Annotated in this window: 21 protein-coding genes and 1 pseudogene; 15 read left to right on the top strand and 7 right to left on the bottom strand. The window is 54.9% G+C overall.

Going from position 1 to position 20,429, the window contains the following annotated elements:
* The first annotated feature begins 46 nt into the window (after positions 1-46).
* Positions 47-1,405 (top strand): tail fiber domain-containing protein, encoded by a 1,359-nt coding sequence (locus ACMGEE_RS01590; RefSeq protein ID WP_436829554.1) that lies wholly within the window; start codon positions 47-49, stop codon positions 1,403-1,405.
* A gap of 147 nt (positions 1,406-1,552) precedes the next feature.
* On the top strand, positions 1,553-2,089 hold the full coding sequence (locus tag ACMGEE_RS01595) for a YniB family protein (protein WP_436829555.1): 537 nt from the start codon (positions 1,553-1,555) through the stop codon (positions 2,087-2,089).
* Positions 2,090-2,202: 113 nt separating this feature from the next.
* Here the strand turns inward: ACMGEE_RS01595 and ACMGEE_RS21715 are convergent.
* The 4 genes and pseudogenes from ACMGEE_RS21715 to sapA all read right to left on the bottom strand — a co-directional run.
* A pseudogene (locus ACMGEE_RS21715) lies at positions 2,203-2,271 on the bottom strand (hypothetical protein); the annotation flags it as partial.
* Between the two features lie 209 nt (positions 2,272-2,480).
* Positions 2,481-2,840, bottom strand: a complete 360-nt coding sequence (locus tag ACMGEE_RS01600) for a DUF6404 family protein (protein ID WP_436829556.1) — start codon at positions 2,838-2,840, stop codon at positions 2,481-2,483.
* A gap of 571 nt (positions 2,841-3,411) precedes the next feature.
* Positions 3,412-4,377: a putrescine export ABC transporter permease SapB gene (gene sapB, locus ACMGEE_RS01605; protein ID WP_436829557.1), complete on the bottom strand. Its 966-nt coding sequence runs from the start codon at positions 4,375-4,377 to the stop codon at positions 3,412-3,414.
* On the bottom strand, positions 4,374-5,996 hold the full coding sequence (gene sapA / locus ACMGEE_RS01610; protein ID WP_436829558.1) for an ABC transporter substrate-binding protein SapA: 1,623 nt from the start codon (positions 5,994-5,996) through the stop codon (positions 4,374-4,376). The genes sapB and sapA overlap by 4 nt, the downstream gene beginning before the upstream one ends.
* 460 nt (positions 5,997-6,456) lie before the next feature.
* Between sapA and ACMGEE_RS01615 the strand changes: the two genes are divergently transcribed.
* Complete coding sequence (locus ACMGEE_RS01615; protein ID WP_253453888.1) at positions 6,457-6,978, top strand: O-acetyl-ADP-ribose deacetylase; 522 nt, start codon at positions 6,457-6,459, stop codon at positions 6,976-6,978.
* Between the two features lie 6 nt (positions 6,979-6,984).
* On the opposite strand, the gene pspF is transcribed toward ACMGEE_RS01615, so the two are convergent.
* The gene (pspF, locus tag ACMGEE_RS01620) at positions 6,985-7,977 is read right to left on the bottom strand and encodes a phage shock protein operon transcriptional activator (protein ID WP_301251663.1); all 993 of its coding nucleotides are present in this window, start codon (positions 7,975-7,977) and stop codon (positions 6,985-6,987) included.
* Between the two features lie 154 nt (positions 7,978-8,131).
* Between pspF and pspA the strand changes: the two genes are divergently transcribed.
* The 8 genes from pspA (at position 8,132) to ACMGEE_RS01660 (ending at position 14,563) form a co-directional block, all read left to right on the top strand.
* The gene (gene pspA / locus ACMGEE_RS01625) at positions 8,132-8,797 is read left to right on the top strand and encodes a phage shock protein PspA (protein ID WP_253453892.1); all 666 of its coding nucleotides are present in this window, start codon (positions 8,132-8,134) and stop codon (positions 8,795-8,797) included.
* Between the two features lie 54 nt (positions 8,798-8,851).
* Positions 8,852-9,079, top strand: coding sequence for an envelope stress response membrane protein PspB (gene pspB, locus ACMGEE_RS01630; RefSeq protein WP_253453894.1), 228 nt, complete (start codon positions 8,852-8,854; stop codon positions 9,077-9,079).
* Positions 9,076-9,417, top strand: coding sequence for an envelope stress response membrane protein PspC (gene pspC, locus ACMGEE_RS01635; protein WP_253453896.1), 342 nt, complete (start codon positions 9,076-9,078; stop codon positions 9,415-9,417). The genes pspB and pspC overlap by 4 nt, the downstream gene beginning before the upstream one ends.
* Before the next feature lie 16 nt (positions 9,418-9,433).
* Positions 9,434-9,658 carry a phage shock protein PspD gene (pspD, locus tag ACMGEE_RS01640; RefSeq protein ID WP_253453899.1) on the top strand — a complete coding sequence of 75 codons (225 nt, stop codon included), beginning with the start codon at positions 9,434-9,436 and terminating at the stop codon, positions 9,656-9,658.
* A gap of 49 nt (positions 9,659-9,707) precedes the next feature.
* Positions 9,708-11,105 (top strand): YcjX family GTP-binding protein, encoded by a 1,398-nt coding sequence (locus ACMGEE_RS01645; protein ID WP_436829559.1) that lies wholly within the window; start codon positions 9,708-9,710, stop codon positions 11,103-11,105.
* On the top strand, positions 11,102-12,139 hold the full coding sequence (locus ACMGEE_RS01650) for a TIGR01620 family protein (RefSeq protein ID WP_370734084.1): 1,038 nt from the start codon (positions 11,102-11,104) through the stop codon (positions 12,137-12,139). Before ACMGEE_RS01645 ends, ACMGEE_RS01650 begins: the two co-directional genes overlap by 4 nt.
* A gap of 91 nt (positions 12,140-12,230) precedes the next feature.
* The gene (gene tyrR, locus ACMGEE_RS01655; protein WP_253453909.1) at positions 12,231-13,799 is read left to right on the top strand and encodes a transcriptional regulator TyrR; all 1,569 of its coding nucleotides are present in this window, start codon (positions 12,231-12,233) and stop codon (positions 13,797-13,799) included.
* A gap of 56 nt (positions 13,800-13,855) precedes the next feature.
* On the top strand, positions 13,856-14,563 hold the full coding sequence (locus tag ACMGEE_RS01660) for a LuxR family transcriptional regulator (RefSeq protein WP_301251668.1): 708 nt from the start codon (positions 13,856-13,858) through the stop codon (positions 14,561-14,563).
* A gap of 33 nt (positions 14,564-14,596) precedes the next feature.
* Here the strand turns inward: ACMGEE_RS01660 and tpx are convergent, their stop codons facing one another.
* Complete coding sequence (tpx, locus tag ACMGEE_RS01665; protein ID WP_253453915.1) at positions 14,597-15,100, bottom strand: thiol peroxidase; 504 nt, start codon at positions 15,098-15,100, stop codon at positions 14,597-14,599.
* A gap of 158 nt (positions 15,101-15,258) precedes the next feature.
* Here tpx and ycjG point away from each other — a divergent pair, with 158 nt between their 5' ends.
* Positions 15,259-16,239: an L-Ala-D/L-Glu epimerase gene (gene ycjG / locus ACMGEE_RS01670; protein WP_253453917.1), complete on the top strand. Its 981-nt coding sequence runs from the start codon at positions 15,259-15,261 to the stop codon at positions 16,237-16,239.
* Here the strand turns inward: ycjG and mpaA are convergent.
* On the bottom strand, positions 16,219-16,926 hold the full coding sequence (gene mpaA, locus ACMGEE_RS01675) for a murein tripeptide amidase MpaA (RefSeq protein WP_125287670.1): 708 nt from the start codon (positions 16,924-16,926) through the stop codon (positions 16,219-16,221). The two genes, ycjG and mpaA, sit on opposite strands and share 21 nt — an antisense overlap.
* A 166-nt stretch (positions 16,927-17,092) precedes the next feature.
* Between mpaA and ACMGEE_RS01680 the strand changes: the two genes are divergently transcribed.
* The 3 genes from ACMGEE_RS01680 (at position 17,093) to licT (ending at position 20,217) form a co-directional block, all read left to right on the top strand.
* Positions 17,093-18,712 (top strand): peptide ABC transporter substrate-binding protein, encoded by a 1,620-nt coding sequence (locus tag ACMGEE_RS01680; RefSeq protein ID WP_370734082.1) that lies wholly within the window; start codon positions 17,093-17,095, stop codon positions 18,710-18,712.
* Between the two features lie 151 nt (positions 18,713-18,863).
* On the top strand, positions 18,864-19,193 hold the full coding sequence (locus ACMGEE_RS01685; RefSeq protein WP_301251670.1) for a hypothetical protein: 330 nt from the start codon (positions 18,864-18,866) through the stop codon (positions 19,191-19,193).
* A gap of 160 nt (positions 19,194-19,353) precedes the next feature.
* Positions 19,354-20,217 carry a BglG family transcription antiterminator LicT gene (gene licT, locus ACMGEE_RS01690; protein WP_436829560.1) on the top strand — a complete coding sequence of 288 codons (864 nt, stop codon included), beginning with the start codon at positions 19,354-19,356 and terminating at the stop codon, positions 20,215-20,217.
* The last annotated feature ends 212 nt before the right edge of the window (positions 20,218-20,429 follow it).

Below are 20,429 nucleotides of genomic sequence, written 5' to 3' on the forward strand. Positions count from 1 at the left end.
CAGAACCCGGCCAATGTGCCGGGTTTTTTATTGTCCGGAGATAAATATGCCAGCAGGCACTATTACATTAACCAATGGATCAGCAACCGTAACCGGCATCAGTACGGCATTTACGACAGAGCTTAAGGCCGGAGATTTTCTGGGCGTCATCGTCGGCGGCGTGCCTTATACGCTGATTGTTACTACCATCGCTTCAAACACTTCACTCACAATAGCTTCATCATTTACCGGACCAACGACAAGCGGTCTGGCCTGGTACGCGGTACCCGCAACACTACAGACGGCGATTACTCAGCAGGCCATGAATGATATGTCGAAAGTCATTCGCGGCATGATCCAGGAAAAGGCCAACTGGCAGGGATTTTATACAGGTACCGGAAACACCACTATTAAGCTTCCAGACGGTACATCAGTAACCGGGCCAAGCTGGCCTGCAATGGTTAACACGATATCAGGCAAGCTGGACAGAAGCGGCGGCACTCTCACAGGTAAGATTGAACTGCCCGGAATAGAACTGAAGGGCGGCACAACTCCATATCTGGACTTTCACTACAATAATTCAGAAGCGGATTATACATCTCGTGTTTACGCCGAAACTGCTACAAGACTGGCTATAGCAAGTCAGTTAAGAGTTCAAAGTGATTTGCTGGTTAACGGAACGTCTCAATTCGATTCCAATCTTATGGTAGCGGGATATTCGCAAACAGGCCGCGATGTTTATTTAGGTTTAGGTAGTCCGGTAAATTCGCAAGGCCTTCATCTTAGATGGAATGAGCAAGCCGGTACGGGCATGGGGTCACTCGTTGTCAACCCGGGTGCAGGGAATGGCGGCTTCCAAATGAGGTTTGTAAATCCAGCGAACAACGTGCAGACAGGATCAGTATTATTTACTGCAAAAGGTGGTGTGCAGGCACAGGACTATATTTCATCCCCCAACCAGCTATGGTCACAGGGCGGCAGAGTAAAGTTTTTTACTGCTATAACCGGCCAGTATCTTGGAGTAAATATTGATGGTAGCGAATACGGCGTAAATATATTTGCATCAGATGAAAGGCTGAAAAATAATATTAAAGATGCCGCCCCACAAGGTGCATATGAAGCAATAAAGCAAATAAGGCTAAAATCATTTGACTTGAAAGTATTGCATGGATCAGATGATGACCCAATACATTGGGAGTACGGATTTATTGCACAACAAGCACAGGAACATCTTAAAGGCGCTGTAATAATGGATCGCCTGAGCTATTTGCAAATTGATCCACTGGCCCTGTGTGGTTACCTGTTAGGAGCAGTCCAGCACTTGCAGGATAAAGTAGAAACCCTGGAATCTAAGGCCGAAGCTACAGATGCAAACATTTCTGAATTGCTGAAACGCATGAAAGCCATTGACGGTCTTGACGCCTGATCGTAAAGCCAGCTGTCTTCAAAAAAAATGCTAACACACTTGTATTATTGAGATTTTTCTGCAAATCCAGCATTGTGAATCATTAGGGTTGCTTATGATAGGTTTGCAATATAACTTATATGCCTCTAATTTCATAAGGACTGCAAAGTGGATTATAATCAGGCACGTAAAACAGTCAGGCAGAAAAAGATGATAGGCGCGGTAATCATTCTAGTTTTTGGGTTATTGACAATTTTTGGTTTCATTAAATTTATATATATCCAAGCTATTCAAGGGAGTAATGGAGGTATAGATTTACTTCACCCTGTTAAATATTTAATAGCGGAATTGTATTACCTTCCGTATTTTCCAAGGTTTATCTGGCCTATCAGCCCAGCGCCTGACTTCGAAAACTCCCTATTTTCAAAAGGAAATTTATACTTTTATTTTGTATATGCTATGACATTCGTAGGTATGGCTGTCTATGCATCAGGTAGTGAACTGAATAAGGAAATAAAAGAAATCCTATCTGAAATAAGAAAGGAGGATATAAAAAGGACAGCTCGTGGAGAATCTCCTAGGCCTGATATTCGAGAAGACAGAAGTTTACCTGTGAAAAATGAAAGCTTCTTTAGTCAGGTAAATGAGCTATATATAGCTCCAATTGTCGTTGCTATCATATTATGGTTTTTAGGTATAGGGTAATTTAATAAAAAAGCCCGCTCATGGCGGGCTATCATTGATACGCGAAAAAAGCATCGTAATGACTGGAATTATTTATCATTTTTTACTAAGGTCATGAAATATTATCATTTCGATCATGTTAAGTGCTTTACCATCTCTTCGCTGAAGTATTTAGGAGCATGATTGGGAAACCAAATGGTGTTAAAATGCTCTTTAAAATTAGCTAAGTATTCATTAGGATAAAACTAGCAGGAAAAATCTTCCGTCCGGATACTCATGATCATAAGTGGGGAAGCTTTTGAGTTCAACCACCCTATTATAAAAGCCGCAATAGCCTGGCTCCGAAACCGTATAAATTAGAAAGCCCACGGGAGACGGTGGGCTAACCAGTAGCGGGCAGGAGCAGCACGGGCTAGATCTCGCTCCATGCCGGAAGATGATTGGCTTTTCCCCGCCATACCTCCAGCGCTGACATGAAAAGGCCAGCCGCTATCCCAACAGTGAGGATTGTCACTAACGCAGAAAAGAGATGCTCTTGCTCCCCCTTCCAAAAAACAAACCACATCACGATGCCCCAAAACGCAGTGTTAACGCTCGTCATGCACAGGAAGTTTGTCCAATAAGGCCCAAAGGGAGGAGGAGCAACATTGATGCCCATTTTCCATAAAAACAGGTGGCATGGGGGAGCATAGAGGCATTCCCACATCCCTTTTTTTTTCATAATGGCGAAAGCGCGATTTTTTTTGCGTTCAAAATCCAGATCTTTTTTCATTGATGCAATCCCCCATAATTTCCCAGGTTATTTAATCTTAGTATGAGGAAGAAAGCTGTCTCAATTTTTAAGAATTATCACAAATTTGGTAATAATGAATAAAAAAGACGTTATATGACGCATGCGGTAAAGGGTGCAAAAAAGCCCGCTTAGAACAGCGGGCAATGGTAGCGGATATCGTTTTTTGTAGACATATAGTAAACGCTATAGCCGAGCAAGCATTGACTCTTATCAAGACATAGTTCGATAAAAGTGGCGCCGGGCGTTTGGCATCGCCATGCTGCAGGTGATGAAAATCTGTAATGACCAGCTGCCGTTTTGATGAAACGGATTTGGGTCATGCAAAGGTTTGTGACCTTTTCTAGGCCCTTGCATGTTTTATCAAGATGGGAAATGTGGGCACGACCGTATGAGGTCAGTGACAAAAAAGAGAATAATGCCTGGTCACTATGGGTCTGAAAAAACACGCCTCCATCGATGTGTACATGAAAGCGTGTTTTATAGAGGGGTTAGTTAAATTTATTTTTTCAATTCATTGATTTTAAATGATTGTTTTATCGCATTGCATGCACTATCGGAGGGCATACCATTCCTTATGCTTCAGCGGCGTCGTCAGCGCGCCCAGAATATCGGCCAGCACGTTCACAGTAATCACCAGGCCGCCAACCATCATTACGCCTGCGGAGATCGCCGCGTAGTCCTGCTGCCTGATGGCGTCCACCAGCCAGCGTCCCAGACCTGGCCAGCTGAACACCACTTCAGTGATCATCGCCAGCGTCAGCATGGTAGAAAATTGCAGTCCCAGGCGAGGCACAACCGGCGGCAGCGCATTATGCAGCACGTGACGGCGGATAATGGTCAGTCGTGAAAGACCGCGAGTGGCGGCGGCTTTAATATAGTTTTGCTCCATCACTTCGCGCGTGCTGATACGCAGCAGACGCACCACTTCCGTAGTAGGCGCTACGGCCAGCGCTGTTACCGGCAATATCAGGTGCAGCAGCACGCTTTTCAACATCTCGTGCCGCCAGGGCGAATCGCTCAGCCAGGCGTCAATCAGCGCAAAACCGGTGATGTTTTTCATGGGATAAAGCAGATCGACGCGGCCAGAAACCGGCAGCCAGCCCAGATCCAGCGAGAAAAACAGCGTCAGCAGCAGCGCCAGCCAAAACACGGGCATTGAAAAGCCCAGCAGCGCCAGCGCGCTGATCGCTTTATCCTGCCAGCGGTTGCGCATCACGCCGGCGGCAATGCCGAACGGGATGCCAACGGTCATCGCCAGCACGAAAGCGAGAATGCACAGCTCAAGCGTAGCGGGGAAGACTTCTAACAGCTGCAGGGAAACCGGCTCGCCGTTAATGCTGGATACGCCGAAGTCAAACTGCATCAGCCCCTGATACCAGAACAGGATTGCATCACTAAACGAAGCGCCCTGTAGCGGCGCGTGGGGCGTAAAGTAACTCAGGCTGAAACCGACCACCGTCAGTAAAAACAGCGTCACCAGCCACAGCACCAGCCTTCTCAGCGTATAGATAATCATGGCTTCGTCCTTGGGTCGCGGTAAACGCCGGCAAAAGAGGCGTTACCGAACGGGCTGAGCACCAGGCCGTTAATATCATGGCGATAGGCCTGAAGCCGCAGCGAGTAGGCCAGCGGCAGCACCGGCAGCGACTGCGCCAGCATAGCCTGCGCCTTGCTGTAGTACTCGATGCGCGACGCCAGCTGCTGCGAAAGCAGTGCTTTTTGTAGCGTCTCGTCAAAAGCGGCGTCGCACCAGTGCGCAAAATTGGTCTGCGAGCCGATAGCGGCGCAGCTTAACAGCGGGCGGAAAAAGCTGTCGGGATCGTTACTGTCGGTAGCCCAGCCCGTTAGCGTCAGATCGTGATTCATCTCCATCAGGCGCGCTTCCTGAAAGCGTCCCTCGACGGGCACAATTTTGACCGTAACGCCAACCTGCGCCAGATCGGCCTGGATCAGCTCGGCGGTTTTCAGCGGGCTGGGGTTCCAGGCCTGCGAGGTGGCCGGTACCCACAGCGTCAGCTGGAGATCTTCCACGCCCAGCGCCTTAAGCATCTCACGTGATTTTTGCGGATTGTATTCGGTGACGCGCGCGTTGTTATCATAAGCCCAGGAAGCACGTGGCAAAATAGAAGCCGCTGTTTCCGCCGTGCCGTAGTAAACGGACTCCATCAGCCGCTCATTGTTAATTGCCAGCGCCAGCGCCTGACGCACCTCGGCGCGATCCAGCGGCGCTTTGCGCGTGTTAAACGCCAGATAGGCGATATTCATACCGGGCCGCAGCGTCAGCCGCAGGCGCGGATCGTCGCGCAGCACTGAAATCTGGCTGGCGGCAGGATAGGCCAGCACGTCGCATTCGCCGGTCAGGAGTTTGGAAAGGCGTCCGGTGCCGCCCGCGCCCATATCAATCACCACCATCGGCATGCGCGGCATGCCTTTCCAGTAATTAGCATGGCGGGCGAGGCGGATATACTGGCCGGTGCGGTATTCGCTAAGCTTAAACGGCCCGGTGCCGACAGGCTGGCGATCCAGCTGCTCCTGCCGATCGACTTTACTCAACTGCGCGGCATATTCCGCCGAAAGCACCGGCGCATAGTGGGTAGCCAGGTGCCACAAAAAGGAAGCGTCCGGTGCGTTCAGCCGGATCTCGACCGTGTCGCTGCTCAGCTTTTTCACGCTGGCGACGCTGTCGGCGAACTGCAGGCTGTCGAAATAGGGATAACTGCCGCCGTTAACGCCATGCCAGGCGGATTTGCGGTCGAAAATACGCTGAAAGCTGAACACCACGTCGTCCGCGTTCATAGGTCGGCCAGGGGTGAACCATGCCGTTTTCTGAAAAGGCACGTTGTGCCGCAGATGAAAGCGGTAGGTCGCGCCGTTATCCAGCGTCTCCCAGCTTGCCGCCAGTTCCGGGATCAGACGATAGGTGTAGGGGTCGACATCCAGCAGGCGATCGTAAAGCTGCGCAGCCAGCGTATCAACCACCAGCCCGCCGCTGACCAGCTGCGGATTAAAGGTGGTCGCCGCGCCGTTCACGCAATAGACAAAGCCGCTCTGGCGGATGTCTTCCGGCGGAGCGGCGGCAACCATAGCGCTGAACAGGCTAAGGCCGACAAGAAAAGTGCAGAGTAGTTTGCGCATAGGTCATCTGAAATATCAGGCAATCCTCACAGTGTACCGCACTCTTGGTGCTCCCCCAAAGTTTGCGGGGACAACTGACGTTTTTTCATACGCGGGCCGTTGTGTGCTTTGGGGTTGATGCTCCTTTGTTATTGATAAAAGGTCGCGAAGCGTTGGTCAAAACGTCAGGCGTTTTCTGGCAGCGAGCAAGGTCAGGTTGGCGAAATACGCCCGATCTTAGTGTGGTAATGAGAATTATTCTCAATAAATACTTTACAGCTATGTATGAGAATGATTATTATTCTTCTGCGCTTCAACGGTGGCTCTACCGGAGAAGGGCACGACATTGCTCACATTGCTTCCAGTATTTTTAGCCCGCCCTGCGCGGGCTTTTTTTTGCGCATTTTGCGGCGGTCTACGATCGTGCCGCGGTGAAAGAGAGGCCACGGCCGACTATACTGGTAGCTAAAAGGAGGCGCTTATGTCTGATAAAATCAAATTATTACAGGGTGATATCACGCAAATTCCCGTCGAGGCGATGGTCAACGCGGCTAACTCGTCGCTGCTGGGCGGCGGCGGCGTGGATGGCGCAATACATCGCGCCGGGGGAAAATCGATTCTGGAAGAGTGCAGGGCGATCCGCGCGCGACAGGGCGGCTGTAAAGAAGGCGATGCCGTAATAACGGGAGCGGGCAACCTGCCTGCCCGTTACGTTATCCATACCGTAGGGCCGGTGTGGAACGGCGGGCAAAACGGCGAGCCTGACCTGTTACGTAGCGCTTATCACCGCTGCTTCGACCTGATTGACGAGCATAAGATCAAATCCGTTTCATTTCCTAATATCAGCACCGGCATCTATCGTTTCCCCAAAACGCTGGCGGCAGAAATTGCCTTTGAAGCGATCTCCGCCAGGCTGCACGAGGCGGTAGAACAGGTCAATATCGTCTGCTTTGAGCAGGAGAGTTACGCTATCTGGCACAATTTGCTCCAGCAGCGCGGCTAAAATTGCCTATAGCTCGCCGTCTTCAGCGCCGATTTCCACGTTGTGCTTTTTCATCATTGCGCGTAGCTGGTGATAGGTGACACCCAGCAAATCCGCCGCGCGGCGCTGGTTGTAGAGCGCCTGCTTTAAACTCTTTTGCAGTAGATCCCTTTCCTGCTGATGCTGCCAGCGGCGGAGATCCAGCGGCAGCGTGGGCAGCCGCTCTGCCGCTGGCGCTGTGGGGGCGGCGTACAGGCGCTGAAAAGGATTGATAATAATGGTATCCAGCTCCTGATCCGTTTCGCTGTGACGATAGACAGAGCGTTCCACCACGTTTTTTAATTCCCGCACGTTGCCCGGCCAGCCATAGTCCAGCAGAGCCTGCCGCGCCCCCGGCGAGAAGCCGGGGAAGAAAGCCAGGCCCAGCTCCCGACACATCTGAATAGCAAAATGCTCCGCCATCACCAGGATATCGCTACGACGCTCGCGCAGCGGCGGCAGCTGCACCACGTCAAAAGCAAGCCTGTCCAGCAGATCGGCACGGAATTTTCCCTCTTCGGCCAGCTGCGGCAAATCGGCGTTGGTGGCGCAGACCAGCCGCACGCTGACCTGCAAAGGCTGACTGCCGCCGACGCGTTCCAGCTGCCCATATTCAATCACCCGCAGCAGTTTCTCCTGTACCAGCATCGGCGCCGTCGCCAGCTCGTCCAGAAACAGCGTACCGCCGTCGGCGCGCTCGAACCGACCCAGATGACGCTTCTGCGCGCCGGTAAACGCGCCGGCTTCGTGGCCGAAAAGCTCGGAATCCAGCAGATTCTCGTTCAGCGCCGCACAGTTTAATGAAATAAAAGGGCCCTGCCAGCGCTCGGAAAGATAGTGCAGCCGGCTGGCGATCAGCTCTTTGCCGGTACCGCGCTCGCCGATAACCAGCACCGGCTTATTCAGCGGTGCCAGACGTGAAACCTGCTCCAGCACCTCCAGAAAGTTATTCGACTCGCCAAGCAGGGTTTCTTTTTCCATTTTTTTCACCAGGTATTGGTTAATTACGCCACTTTAGAGAAACAAGGCGCGGCTGTAAACCGGCGTAATTAAGGAAAATCAATAAGATAAAAGTTGGCACGCGATTTGAATAGTAATACCCGTAACGCCAAAACAATTTAAGAGGATGAAGATTATGGGTATTTTTTCTCGCTTTGCCGACATCGTGAACGCCAACATTAATTCGCTGCTGGAAAAAGCAGAGGATCCGCAAAAGCTGGTGCGCCTGATGATTCAGGAAATGGAAGATACGCTGGTGGAAGTGCGTTCCACTTCGGCCCGCGCGCTGGCAGAGAAAAAGCAGCTGCAGCGCCGCATTGAACAGGCGGAGATCCAGCAGGCCGAGTGGCAGGAGAAAGCGGAGCTGGCGCTGCGTAAAGATAAAGACGACCTGGCTCGCGCCGCGCTGATTGAGAAACAAAGACTGAACGATCTGACCGCCTCGCTGACGCGCGAAGCCGAACAGGTTGAAGAAACGCTGACCCGTATGAAGGGCGAAATCGGCGAGCTGGAGAAAAAGCTGAGCGAAACGCGCGCTCGTCAGCAGGCGTTGACGCTGCGTCATCAGGCCGCTTCTTCTTCCCGCGACGTGCGTCGCCAGCTGGACAGCGGTAAAATTGACGAGGCGATGGCTCGTTTTGAATCCTTTGAGCGCCGCATCGACCATATGGAAGCCGAGGCGGAAAGCCACAGCTTTGGCAAAAAGAAAACGCTGGATCAGGAATTCGCCGATCTTCAGGCCGACGATGCCATCTCTGAGCAGCTGGCGGCGCTGAAGGCAAAAATGAACCGTAGCGAATAATCTTTGCCGGTGGCATTCCCCGGAATGCCCGGCATATCAATTCAAGGAGAATGAATGAGCGCGTTATTTCTGGCGATCCCGCTGACGATATTTATGCTGTTTGTGGCCCCCATCTGGCTATGGCTGCACTACAGCAAGCGTCAAAACAGTGATGCCACACTGTCGCAAGGCGAGCTACAAAGGCTGCAGCAGCTGACTCAGGATGCCCGCAGGATGCGCGAACGTATCAAGGCGCTGGAGGAGATCCTCGACGCCGAGCACCCTAACTGGAGGCAGCCATGAGCAGCAGGAAACTTTACCGCATTCCCGCGCGCGGCAAGGTAAAAGGCGTCTGCGCCGGGATTGCCGACTATCTGGATATCCCGGTACGGCTGGTGCGGGTTATCGTCGTGCTGTCGATGATCTTTGGTCTGTTTATGCTCACGCTGATCGCCTATTTTCTGCTGGCCTTTGTGCTGGACGAGAAGCCGCAAAGCGCGGAGGAAAACGCCCCGACGGCACATATGCTTTTAGACCAGCTGGAGGCGGAGCTGCGCGGCGGAGAGCCAGGCGTACGCGATATAGAACGCTACGTCACTTCTGAAACCTTTAGCGTGCGCAGCCGATTCCGTCAGCTGTAGGCGCCCGGAGAACACCATGCGTAACTGGCAATCTGCTTTACACCGCAACGCCGCGCCCACGCTGAAAAAGGCCGGTAAGTTCGTGCTGCTGGGCGCGTTAAGCTACGGCCCGGCTGGCCTGACCGGCTGGGCGGTGAAATCCGTCGCGCGTCGGCCGCTGAAAATATTGTTAGCCTGGGCGCTGGAGCCGCTTATCCGCCGCGCGCTGCGGGGCGCAACGGCGCGCTGGAACAAACCCTGAACGTCGCGGCTATGCTATTCTGAGCCGTCGGCCTTAAGGATATGGACCAATGAAACGACTTCAGACAGAACTGCTTTCATTAATGAACCGGGGCGCAGATCGTCATTTGCGCCTCGCCGTCACCGGCCTGAGCCGCAGCGGCAAAACGGCTTTTATCACCTCGCTGGTCAATCAACTGCTTAACGTTAACGCCGACGCGCGTCTGCCGATGTTTTCCGCTGCGCGAGAAGGCCGCCTGCTGGGCGTTAAGCGCGTGCCACAGCGCGATATGGGTATTCAGCGCTTTACCTATGATGAAGGCCTGGCGCAGCTGTATGGCGAGCCACCCGCCTGGCCGACGCCGACGCGCGGGGTCAGCGAAATGCGTCTGGCGTTGCGCTATCGCTCGCAGGAATCTTTGCTGCGCCATTTTAAAGATGCCTCCACGCTTTATCTTGAAATTGTCGACTACCCCGGCGAATGGCTGCTGGATCTGCCCATGCTGGCGCAGGACTATCCTGGCTGGTCGCGACAGATGGCGGGTCTGTTGAATGGCGATCGCGCCAGCTGGTCAGCGCCATGGCGCAAGCTTTGCGCCGATCTGGATCCGTTTGCGCCTGCGGATGAAAACCGGCTGGCGGCAATCGCGGCGGCGTGGACAGACTACCTGCATAAGTGTAAACGGGAAGGGCTGCACTTTATCCAGCCTGGCCGCTTTGTGCTGCCGGGCGATATGGCCGGCGCGCCAGCCTTACAGTTTTTCCCCTGGCCGCAGGCGGAAGAGGCGGACGCCTCCAGGCTGGCGCAGGCGGATGCCAACAGTAATATCGGGATGCTGCGCGCGCGCTATAACTACTATTGCCAGCACGTGGTTAAAGACTTCTACAAAAACCACTTCCTGCGCTTTGACCGCCAAATCGTGCTGGTGGACTGTTTGCAGCCGCTTAACAGCGGGCCACAGGCGTTTAATGATATGCGGCTGGCGCTGACGCAGCTGATGCAAAGCTTTTCCTACGGCCAGCGCACGCTATTCCGCCGCCTTTTCTCGCCGGTAATCGATAAGCTCCTGTTTGCCGCCACCAAATCCGATCACGTTACCAGCGATCAGCACGCCAACCTGGTGTCGCTGTTGCAGCAGCTGGTACAGGATGCGTGGCAGAATGCTGCTTTTGAGGGTATCGATATGGAGTGCCTGGGCCTGGCGTCGGTGCAGGCTACGCAAAGCGGGCTGGTCGATCATCAGGGCGAAAAGATACCGGCGCTGCGCGGTCACCGGCTGACCGACAACGAGCCGCTAACCGTCTATCCGGGCGAGGTGCCGCCGCGCCTGCCGGGCAACACATTCTGGCAGCAGCAGGGGTTTCATTTTGAACAGTTCAGGCCGCAGCAGCTGGACGCAGACAGGCCTTTGCCGCATATCCGTCTGGACGCGGTGCTGGAATTTTTACTGGGAGATAAACTGCGATGAACGCACCGCTTAAACCGCGTATCGACTTTGCGCAGCCGCTGACCGCGGAAAAAGATGCCGCTATAAAATCCGCCAGACATTTTACCCCGCAGGAGGCGAGCTTTATCGCTGCGGAGCCGGAAGCGCATGTGGAAGAGGAAGACGCGGGGGAAAAGGCGGTCGAGGCGGCGCTGCGGCCTAAACGTAGCCTGTGGCGCACGCTGGTAAAAGCCGGTCTGGCGCTGTTTGGCCTGAGCGTGGCGGCGCAGGGTGTGCAGTGGACTTATCAGGCCTGGCAGGCGCAGGACTGGATCGCCCTGGGAGGCTGCGCGGCGGGCGGACTGATCGTCGTGGCCGGCGCCGGTTCCCTGGTAGGCGAGTGGCGACGGCTTTACCGGCTGCGCGAGCGGGCCGAAGAGCGAGATATCGGCCGCGAGCTGTTAAACAGCCAGAGCATGGGCAAAGGGCGCGAATTTTGTGAAAGGCTGGCGCGCCAGGCCGGGCTGGATCGCACTAACCCGGCGCTGCAACGCTGGCATGCCTCGCTGCACGAAACGCATAACGATCGCGAAGTCGTGGCGCTCTATGCACAGATAGTGCAGCCGATGCTGGATAGCCAGGCGCGACGCGAAATCGGCCGCAGCGCCGCCGAGTCAACGCTGATGATCGCCGTCAGCCCGCTGGCGCTGGTGGATATGGCGTTTATCGCCTGGCGCAACCTGCGGCTGGTTAACCGTATCGCCGCGCTGTACGGCATCGAGCTGGGCTATTTCAGCCGCATTCGTCTGTTCCGGCTGGTGCTGTTAAACATTGCGTTCGCTGGCGCTTCCGAGCTGGTGCGGGAAGTGGGTATGGACTGGATGTCGCAGGACATTGCCGCGCGCTTCTCCGCTCGCGCCGCGCAGGGCATCGGCGCAGGCCTGCTCACCGCGCGGCTGGGCATCAAGACGATGGAGCTATGCCGTCCGCTGCCCTGGCTGGAAGGCGACAAGCCGAGGCTGGGCGATTTCCGCCGCGACCTGGTGGTGAAATTGAAAGAGACGTTGCAGAAGTAGGCAACTGTCAACTTTTCCTTCCAGAACGCTTCTGACCCCTGCGGCAATGGGGTATTATTAATGTCCGCCCGGAATTGATAAAGGTTTATACATGCGTCTGGAAGTCTTTTGCCACGACCGACTTGGTCTGACCCGCGAACTGCTCGATCTGCTGGTTGAAAGGAACATCGACCTGCGCGGCATCGAGATTGCCTCAATCGGCCGCATCTATCTTAACTTTTCAGCTGTGCCCTTCGAGCAGTTCAGCCAGCTGATGGCGGAAATCCGTCGTATTCCCAGCGTCACCGACGTGCGCACGGTGGCGTTTTTGCCGTCCGAACGCGAGCATCGGGCGCTGAGCGCGCTGCTGATTGCGCTGCCGGAGCCGGTGTTTTCCATCGATATGAAAAGCAAAATTGAGCTGGCGAACCCGGCAGCTCAGGCGCTGTTTTCGCTTAATGAAGAGAAAATGCGTAACTACGGCGCAGGCGCGCTGATTGGCGGCTTTAATTTTCAGCGCTGGCTGGAAAACGAGCGCATTGAGCCGCAGGCGCATCATGTGGTATTGCAGGGCCGCGACTTTCTGATGGAAATCACGCCTATTTTTACCGCAGGCGAGCACGAACAGGCAGACCGGCCAGCTGGCGCGGTAGTTATGCTTAAATCCACCGCCCGAATGGGCCAACAGCTACAGAACCTGGCGGTTAACGACGACAGCGAGTTCCAGCATATCGTGGCGGTTACGCCAAAAATGCGTCAGGTCGTGGACCAGGCGCGCAAGCTGGCGATGCTGGATGCGCCGCTGCTGATTGTAGGCGATACCGGCACCGGCAAAGATATGCTGGCACGCGCCTGCCATCTGCGCAGCGCGCGCGGTAAAAAACCTTTCCTGGCGCTGAACTGCGCCTCGCTGCCTGACGACGTGGCGGAAAGCGAGCTGTTTGGTCATGCCGCCGGCGCCTATCCCAACGCGCTGGAAGGCAAAAAGGGCTTTTTTGAGCAGGCCAACGGCGGCTCGGTGCTGCTGGACGAGATAGGCGAGATGTCGCCAAGAATGCAAACCAAGCTGCTGCGTTTTCTTAACGACGGCACTTTCCGCCGCGTAGGCGAAGAGCATGAAGTGCACGTAGACGTGCGGGTAATCTGCGCCACGCAGAAAAACCTGACGGAAATGGTGCAGCGCGGCGAGTTTCGCGAAGATCTCTTTTATCGACTGAACGTGCTGACGCTGAACCTGCCGCCGCTGCGCGATCGCCCTCAGGATATTTTGCCGCTGACGGAAATGTTTGTTGCGCGTTTCGCCGACGAGCAGGGCGTCGCCAGACCCAAGCTTTCTCCTCAGCTTAATGCCTTCCTTAGCCGCTATACCTGGCCCGGCAACGTCCGCCAGCTGAAAAACGCGCTTTATCGGGCGCTGACCCAGCTGGAAGGTTATGAGCTACGGCCGCAGGATATTGTTCTGCCGGAGTTTTCGATGGATATTCAGCTTGGCGAAGAGGCAATGGAAGGATCGCTGGACGACATCACCAGCCGCTTCGAGCGTTCGGTGCTGACCAAACTTTATCTCTCTTATCCCAGCACGCGCAAGCTGGCGAAACGGCTTGGCGTCTCGCATACCGCTATCGCCAACAAGCTGAGGGAATATGGGCTGAGTAAAAAAGCGGACAGCGAAGGGAAATAGCAAAAAAGCAGAGCGCTGGCTCTGCTTTTTACTCACAGACAGGGAAGGATATGCTGATGGAGAGTAACGACCCTATTCGTACCGTTATCGAAAATGAAATTGCAGCAGAATTAAAAAAGATTGGCGATTTCACCTGGGCTTACGTGGTCATGGAAAAAAAGAGCATGTTGCTCTCTTTCTATGCCACAACTTACCCTGAAGAGTGGGTGAAACACTATTATGAAAATAATTTGCAATGCACCGATCCGGTCGTCATTACCGCCTTAAAACGACTGACGCCATTTGCATGGAATGAGCAAATCAGGGTGGAAAATTATCATCACGGCAGCGATCTGCTGGCCAAAGCGGCGCAGCACACTATCAGCGGAGGCTATACCTTCGTTCTTCATGATTACAATAATAATCTGGCGATGCTTTCGCTACTTATTAATAAAGACGTATCCGAAGACATTCTCCATCTGGTTCAGTTTCACCAGAGCCAGCTGAATTTATTTTTGGCTGCCGTACACGAAAAATATCTTTCCCTGGCTTTATCGTCTCAGAGCGAGCCAGCGTCAGCCACGCTTTTCACCACAAGAGAAAATGCGATCCTTTACTGGGCGAGCGTGGGTAAGACCTATGAGGAAACCGGATTAATACTGGGCATCAAAACTACCACGGTTAAATTTCATATGGCGAATATAGTGAAAAAGCTGGGTGTGAATAATGCCAGGCAGGCAGTTTGTTTGGGCGTGGAGCTTAAGCTGGTAAAGCCGGTGCAGTAATAAAAGAGGCCGGTCGGTGACCGGCCCGGCGAATTACTTCAGCACGGCCAGCGCGGCGTCATAATCCGGCTCGGTGGCGATTTCATCGACCAGCTGGCTATGCAGCACCTTATCCTGCTCGTCCAGCACGACGACGGCACGCGCCGTCAGTCCTCTTAGCGCGCCGTCGTTAAGCGCCACGCCATACTCTTCTTTAAACGTCTCACCACGCAGGGTGGAAAGCGTAACCACGTTATTCAGGCCTTCCGCGCCGCAAAAACGCGACTGGGCAAATGGCAGATCGGAAGAAATGCACAGCACTACCGTGTTTTCTACCTTTCCGGCAAGCTCATTAAATTTACGCACCGAGGCGGCGCAAACGCCGGTATCCACGCTCGGGAAAATATTCAGCACCTTGCGCTTGCCCGCATAGTGCGAGAGCGAAACATCAGAAAAATCTTTAGCTACCAGCGTAAATGGTTTCGCGGTCTGGCCCGGCGTCGGCAGCTCGCCTGCCACGGCGACCGGATTGCCCTGAAAATGTACGGTCTGAGTCATAACTTTTCCTTATTAACGCGGTAAACGAATGTCTGAGTGTAAGCTATGGGGCTAAACTCCAACAGCGCTAAACACAACATTTCCCGCTTTATTGTCAAAATCCCCGTGGAATGGCTATGGTGTGGAAAGAATCATTGCTCTGCCAAAAGGAACCTTTAATGAGAAGTGTCAAAGTCTGGCCGGAAACCTGGCCGTTGCGCGCGCCTTTTGTTATCGCACGCGGCGGCCGCAACGAAGCGGACGTGCTGGTGGTGGAACTGGAGGAAGAGGGGATCGTCGGCACCGGCGAAGCCACGCCCTATGCGCGCTATGGTGAAACGGCGGCTTCAGTGCAGGCGCAAATCACGGCGCTGACCAAAGATCTGGAGCAGGGCATGACGCGTGAGCAGCTACAGCAGGCGTTACCCGCTGGCGCGGCGCGTAATGCTATCGACTCCGCGCTGTGGGATCTGGAAACCCGCAGGGCAAACAGCGATCTGTGGCGGATGACTCATGTTGTGCGTCCCGATGTGGTGGAAATGGCTCAGACCATCAGTATCGACTCGCCGGAAGTCATGGCCAGCGGCGCGCTGGCGCTGTGGCAGAACGGCGCGAAGGTGTTGAAAATCAAAATGGACAACGCGCTGATCACGGAAAGGCTGGTGGCTATCCGCACCGCCGTGCCGGACGCCACGCTGATCGTCGATGCCAATGAGTCCTGGCACAGCGAAGGCCTGGCGGCGCGCTGTCAGCTGCTGGCGGATCTGGGCGTGGTGATGCTTGAGCAGCCCTTACCGGCGGCGGACGATGCGCTGCTGGCCAACTTTATCCATCCGCTGCCGATCTGCGCCGATGAAAGCTGCCACACCCGCGAAAGCCTGCCTCAGCTGGCGGGACGTTATGAAATGATTAACATCAAGCTGGATAAAACGGGCGGGCTGACCGAGGCGCTGGCGCTGGCCGCCGCCGCCAAAACGGCCGGGCTGGAGGTGATGCTGGGCTGTATGCTTTGCACCTCCAGAGCCATTCGCGCCGCGCTGCCGCTGGCCGGCACGGCCCGTTTTGTCGATCTGGACGGGCCTACCTGGCTGGCGCAGGACGTGACCGCCTTGCCGTTCCGCTGCGGCAGAATCGCGCTTTCAGAAAGTCTTACTCAGTAGCTCGACCAGCGCGGTCAGATATTTTTCGCTGGCCTCGTCTGCCGAAACGGGCGGCAGCTCGGCGGTGATCACCGGCAGCCCCAAATCGGCGCACCAGCTGCCGAACGAGCCTGGCGTGGCGTAGCCGACAGACGTGACCAGCGGCAGCCCCATCTTTTCGGCCAGCCAGCGGCCCGCCTCGCTGTCGAGCGGATCCTCAATACAGGCCAGCGGCTCATGAAAGCTCACCACCCACGCCGGTTTGAGCTGATGGATCAGCGCACACAGCGCCTGCGTTTCCGGTTCTGATCCGGCGCTTTCCCCTGTGGAAAGCGTCACGTCTCGTTCATTCGCCGCGCTGTTCCAGCGATAAACTGTCTCGCCCGGCTGCCAGTTAGCCGCAGGAAAGTTACGGTTCAAATCCACGCCGCGCGCGTTTGCCCGTAGGCCAAGCTGGCAGCCGTCGGGATTAACCGCCAGCACCACGTGATGGCGACGATGCCTTTCGTGCAGCGTGCGCATGGCGCAGGAAAGGGTGATCACCGCCGCCGTTTCGTCGCCGTGTGTCCCGGCCAGGATCAGCCCGCTGGCATCATCCGCATTCGGCGCGGGAAACCAGAGCAGGGGGGCGCCCAGCACGCTGCTGCCATAGCGCAGGCGATCGGCCTCCAGCTTGCCGCGCCGGGGCCGTGGATGATTCTGAGGCATAGTGACTCCAGAGGATTTGTCTAAAAGCTTTTTATAGCAGACTCGGCGTACTCAAAGGAGGATGTTTTACGTGTTGTGAACTGACGAGCCGGAAAATGCTGTAATTATCACAATCAGTTGCGCTAAAGTTCCCTCTAAATTCCGTTGCCCTGACTGAGGTATCCTGATGAGGAACGCTTTTCGTTTTACGCTGACGCTGCTGGCCCTGAGCGTCAGCGCTTCTCTCTGCGCCGCAGAGGTGCCGGCCGGCACCGAACTGGCCGCCCGGCAGGAAATCGTTCGGCATATCAAAGACGAACCCGCCTCGCTCGATCCCGCTAAGGCGGTAGGGCTGCCGGAAATCCAGGTTATCCGCGATCTCTTTGAAGGATTGACCAATCAAAACGCGCAGGGCGAAAGCGTGCCGGGCGTGGCGACCCAGTGGCAAACCACCGACAATAAAACCTGGATTTTCACGCTGCGTAAGGATGCCCGCTGGTCGAATGGCGATCCCGTGACCGCCAGCGATTTTGTTTACAGCTGGCGGCGGCTGGTCGACCCGAAAACCGCCTCCACCTTCGCCTGGTTTGCCGATCTGGCCGGGATCGCTAACGCCGCCGCTATCACCAAAGGCGAGATGACGCCCGATAAGCTGGGGGTTAGCGCGCTGGACGACCATCGGCTGAAAGTGACGCTGGACAAGCCCGTGCCTTACTTCGTCAGCCTGACCGCTAACTTCAGCCTCTATCCGGTACCGCAAAAAGTAGTGGAGCAGCAGGGCTCTGCCTGGACGCAGCCCGACAGGCTGACAGGCAACGGCGCCTATAAATTGCAGGAAAGGGTGGTAAATGAAAAGCTGGTGCTGGTGCGCAACGATCGCTATTGGGATAACGCGCATAGCGTCATTAATAAAGTGACTTTCGTGCCCATCAACGAGGAGTCAAGCGCGACCAAACGCTATCGCGCGGGTGATATCGATATTACCGAATCTTTTCCTAAAAACATGTATGGCCTGCTGAAAAAGCAGATCCCTGACGAGGTGTATACGCCGGATCAGCTGGGCACTTATTACTACGCTTTTAACACGCAGAAAGGGCCGACGGCGGATGTGCGCGTGCGCAAAGCGCTTTCGTGGAGTATCGATCGCCGTATTATTGCGGAAAAAGTGCTGGGCACCGGCGAGAAACCCGCCTGGCATTTTACGCCGGACGTTACCAACGGCTTTAAGCCGCAGCCGGGCTTCCTGCAGCAGCATTCTCAGGCAGAGCTGGACGCTCAGGCTAAAACGCTGCTGGCGGCGGCGGGCTATGGGCCGACGCACCCGCTCAGCCTGACGCTGCTGTATAACAGCTCTGAAAACAATCAGAAGGTCGCCATCGCCGTCGCGTCTATGTGGAAGAAAAACCTGGGCGTTAACGTGAAGCTACAGAATCAGGAGTGGAAAACCTATATCGACAGCCGTAACAGCGGCAGTTTCGATGTGATCCGCGCTTCCTGGGTAGGCGACTATAATGAGCCTTCCTCTTTTCTGAGCCTGCTGACCGCCAGCCACAGCGGCAATATTTCGCGCTTTAAAGATGCGGCCTATGACGACTTGCTGACCAAAGCGAGCCGGGAAACCAATGCCGGGATCCGTAATGAGAATTACAATCGGGCGGAACAAATCCTCGCGGATCAGGTGCCCATCGCGCCTCTTTATCAACTCTCTAACGGCCGCCTGATCAAGCCCTGGGTCAAAGGTTATCCGATAACGAATCCGGAGGATGTGGCGTACAGCCGGATGCTTTATATCGTTAAGCATAACTAAGTACGCGCCGGAGCAGCTGTCGCTCCGGCCATAGCAGGCGGCCTCTTCGCTAACGCTCAATAAACCAGCTAATCGTGCAGGTGCTTTACGCATCGTTATCGGATTGACGAGAGATAATAACGGACAGTGACTCCCCGTTATCAGGTGCTTTATGACTAAAATCGTTACGCTGCTTTCTTTAATAGTGCTGCTATCCGGCTGCGCGTTGAAACACTATCCTTCTTCACCCTCGGTGAGTGAAGTACAAAAAACGACTCTGGACTGCCCGGCAGTGCAAAAGGAAATTGCCAGCCAGCAGCAGGTACAGCAGCAGATTGATAAAACCGGCGAGTTCAGCGGGCTTACCGTGCTGGGTTTTATCGGTGACTTCGGCATTGGCAACGGCGTGGCGAAAAGCCTGGCGCAAAAACATGCTGACCAGCGGATGATCCAGTTGAAACAACTGGAAAAAACCAAATGTTCCGCCACGCTGCCGGGCTGAAAAACGCGATTTACGAGAGATCTCACAGTTTCATCACGCAGCGCTTGAGCTACACCCGCAATGATCTATGGTAGCGGCTGGATTGCTACTGCTTCGCTGCAGGCAAAACCTGACATCGGCGCGATCCGACCGTCAGGTTTTTTTATTTGTGGGTAACTAAATGGATATTATCAAAGTACTCAATAACAACGTGGCGATAGTGCTGGATAAACAGGGCAAAGAGCAGGTCGTGATGGGGCGCGGGCTGGCCTTTCAGAAACGACCGGGCGAGCGGCTGGATCCCACGCGGGTGGAAAAAGTCTTTGCCTTGCAAAGCAGCGAGCTGACAGGGCGGTTAGCCGAGCTGCTGACGGAAATCCCGCCAGAGGTGCTTGCCGTCAGCGAATGCATTATCGCACAGGCGAGGCAGGCGCTGACCACCGCTCTGCATGAAAGCGTGGCGATTGGTCTGACCGATCATATCCACTTCGCGCTTCAGCGCCAGCAGCAGCAAATTCCCTTGCGCAACGTACTGCGTTGGGAGATCCGCTCGCTTTACCCTAAAGAATATGAGCTTGGCCTGGCGGCGCTGACGATTGTTGAGAAGCGGCTGGGCGTGCGTCTTGAAGAAGATGAAGCTGGTTTCATTGCGCTGCATCTGGTTAACGCGCAGCTGCATAGCGCGATGCCGGAGGTGCACGCCATCACGCGGTTTATGCAGCAAATTTTGGACATCGTGAAATACCATCTGCAGATCGAGTATCAGCCCGACTCGCTAAGCTATAACCGCTTTGTCACCCATCTTAAGTTCTTTGCCCAGCGGATGCTGGGGAAAAACGGCGTGGCCAGCGACGACCGCTCGCTGCACGACGTGGTGCGCAACCGCTACCCACAAGCCTATCGCTGCGTTGAGAAGATCGACCGCCATATCGTAAAAAATTATGCCTATACGCTGGGAACGGAAGAGCGCATGTTTCTGACCATTCATATTGAGCGGGTCAGAAAAGAGACGCTGGCCCTGGAAGAGCATGAGGATGAGGCGTAAGCTCGCAGGGCAGGCCTGACAAAGAGCAGGGCGACGAAATCTGGTATCGGGATACCGGGCCGCGGCTTATAGTAAGCATTATCAGTTATGCCTTACGTGCTATGGATTACAGGCTACAGATTTCAAACCTTATCAGGGCTGCTTACAAATCCACTATCAGAGAACGCCGCCTGAAGTCTCCTATACCGGCAGAAAATTCATCGCGGCGTGCC

Origin of the sequence: Erwinia artemisiae (genome assembly GCF_051400835.1) — a bacterium.
GTDB lineage: Bacteria > Pseudomonadota > Gammaproteobacteria > Enterobacterales > Enterobacteriaceae > Erwinia > Erwinia aeris.

Coding starts and splice junctions, on each gene's coding strand:
- ACMGEE_RS01685 (WP_301251670.1), top strand. CDS start 18,864: ATGACTAAAATCGTTACGCTGCTTTCTTTAATAGTGCTGCTATCCGGC.
- mpaA (WP_125287670.1), bottom strand. CDS start 16,926: ATGCCTCAGAATCATCCACGGCCCCGGCGCGGCAAGCTGGAGGCCGAT.
- tpx (WP_253453915.1), bottom strand. CDS start 15,100: ATGACTCAGACCGTACATTTTCAGGGCAATCCGGTCGCCGTGGCAGGC.
- ycjG (WP_253453917.1), top strand. CDS start 15,259: ATGAGAAGTGTCAAAGTCTGGCCGGAAACCTGGCCGTTGCGCGCGCCT.
- pspD (WP_253453899.1), top strand. CDS start 9,434: ATGCGTAACTGGCAATCTGCTTTACACCGCAACGCCGCGCCCACGCTG.
- licT (WP_436829560.1), top strand. CDS start 19,354: ATGGATATTATCAAAGTACTCAATAACAACGTGGCGATAGTGCTGGAT.
- tyrR (WP_253453909.1), top strand. CDS start 12,231: ATGCGTCTGGAAGTCTTTTGCCACGACCGACTTGGTCTGACCCGCGAA.
- ACMGEE_RS01600 (WP_436829556.1), bottom strand. CDS start 2,840: ATGAAAAAAGATCTGGATTTTGAACGCAAAAAAAATCGCGCTTTCGCC.
- pspA (WP_253453892.1), top strand. CDS start 8,132: ATGGGTATTTTTTCTCGCTTTGCCGACATCGTGAACGCCAACATTAAT.
- ACMGEE_RS01645 (WP_436829559.1), top strand. CDS start 9,708: ATGAAACGACTTCAGACAGAACTGCTTTCATTAATGAACCGGGGCGCA.
- pspF (WP_301251663.1), bottom strand. CDS start 7,977: ATGGAAAAAGAAACCCTGCTTGGCGAGTCGAATAACTTTCTGGAGGTG.
- ACMGEE_RS01615 (WP_253453888.1), top strand. CDS start 6,457: ATGTCTGATAAAATCAAATTATTACAGGGTGATATCACGCAAATTCCC.
- ACMGEE_RS01680 (WP_370734082.1), top strand. CDS start 17,093: ATGAGGAACGCTTTTCGTTTTACGCTGACGCTGCTGGCCCTGAGCGTC.
- pspB (WP_253453894.1), top strand. CDS start 8,852: ATGAGCGCGTTATTTCTGGCGATCCCGCTGACGATATTTATGCTGTTT.
- sapA (WP_436829558.1), bottom strand. CDS start 5,996: ATGCGCAAACTACTCTGCACTTTTCTTGTCGGCCTTAGCCTGTTCAGC.
- sapB (WP_436829557.1), bottom strand. CDS start 4,377: ATGATTATCTATACGCTGAGAAGGCTGGTGCTGTGGCTGGTGACGCTG.
- ACMGEE_RS01650 (WP_370734084.1), top strand. CDS start 11,102: ATGAACGCACCGCTTAAACCGCGTATCGACTTTGCGCAGCCGCTGACC.
- ACMGEE_RS01590 (WP_436829554.1), top strand. CDS start 47: ATGCCAGCAGGCACTATTACATTAACCAATGGATCAGCAACCGTAACC.
- pspC (WP_253453896.1), top strand. CDS start 9,076: ATGAGCAGCAGGAAACTTTACCGCATTCCCGCGCGCGGCAAGGTAAAA.
- ACMGEE_RS01660 (WP_301251668.1), top strand. CDS start 13,856: ATGGAGAGTAACGACCCTATTCGTACCGTTATCGAAAATGAAATTGCA.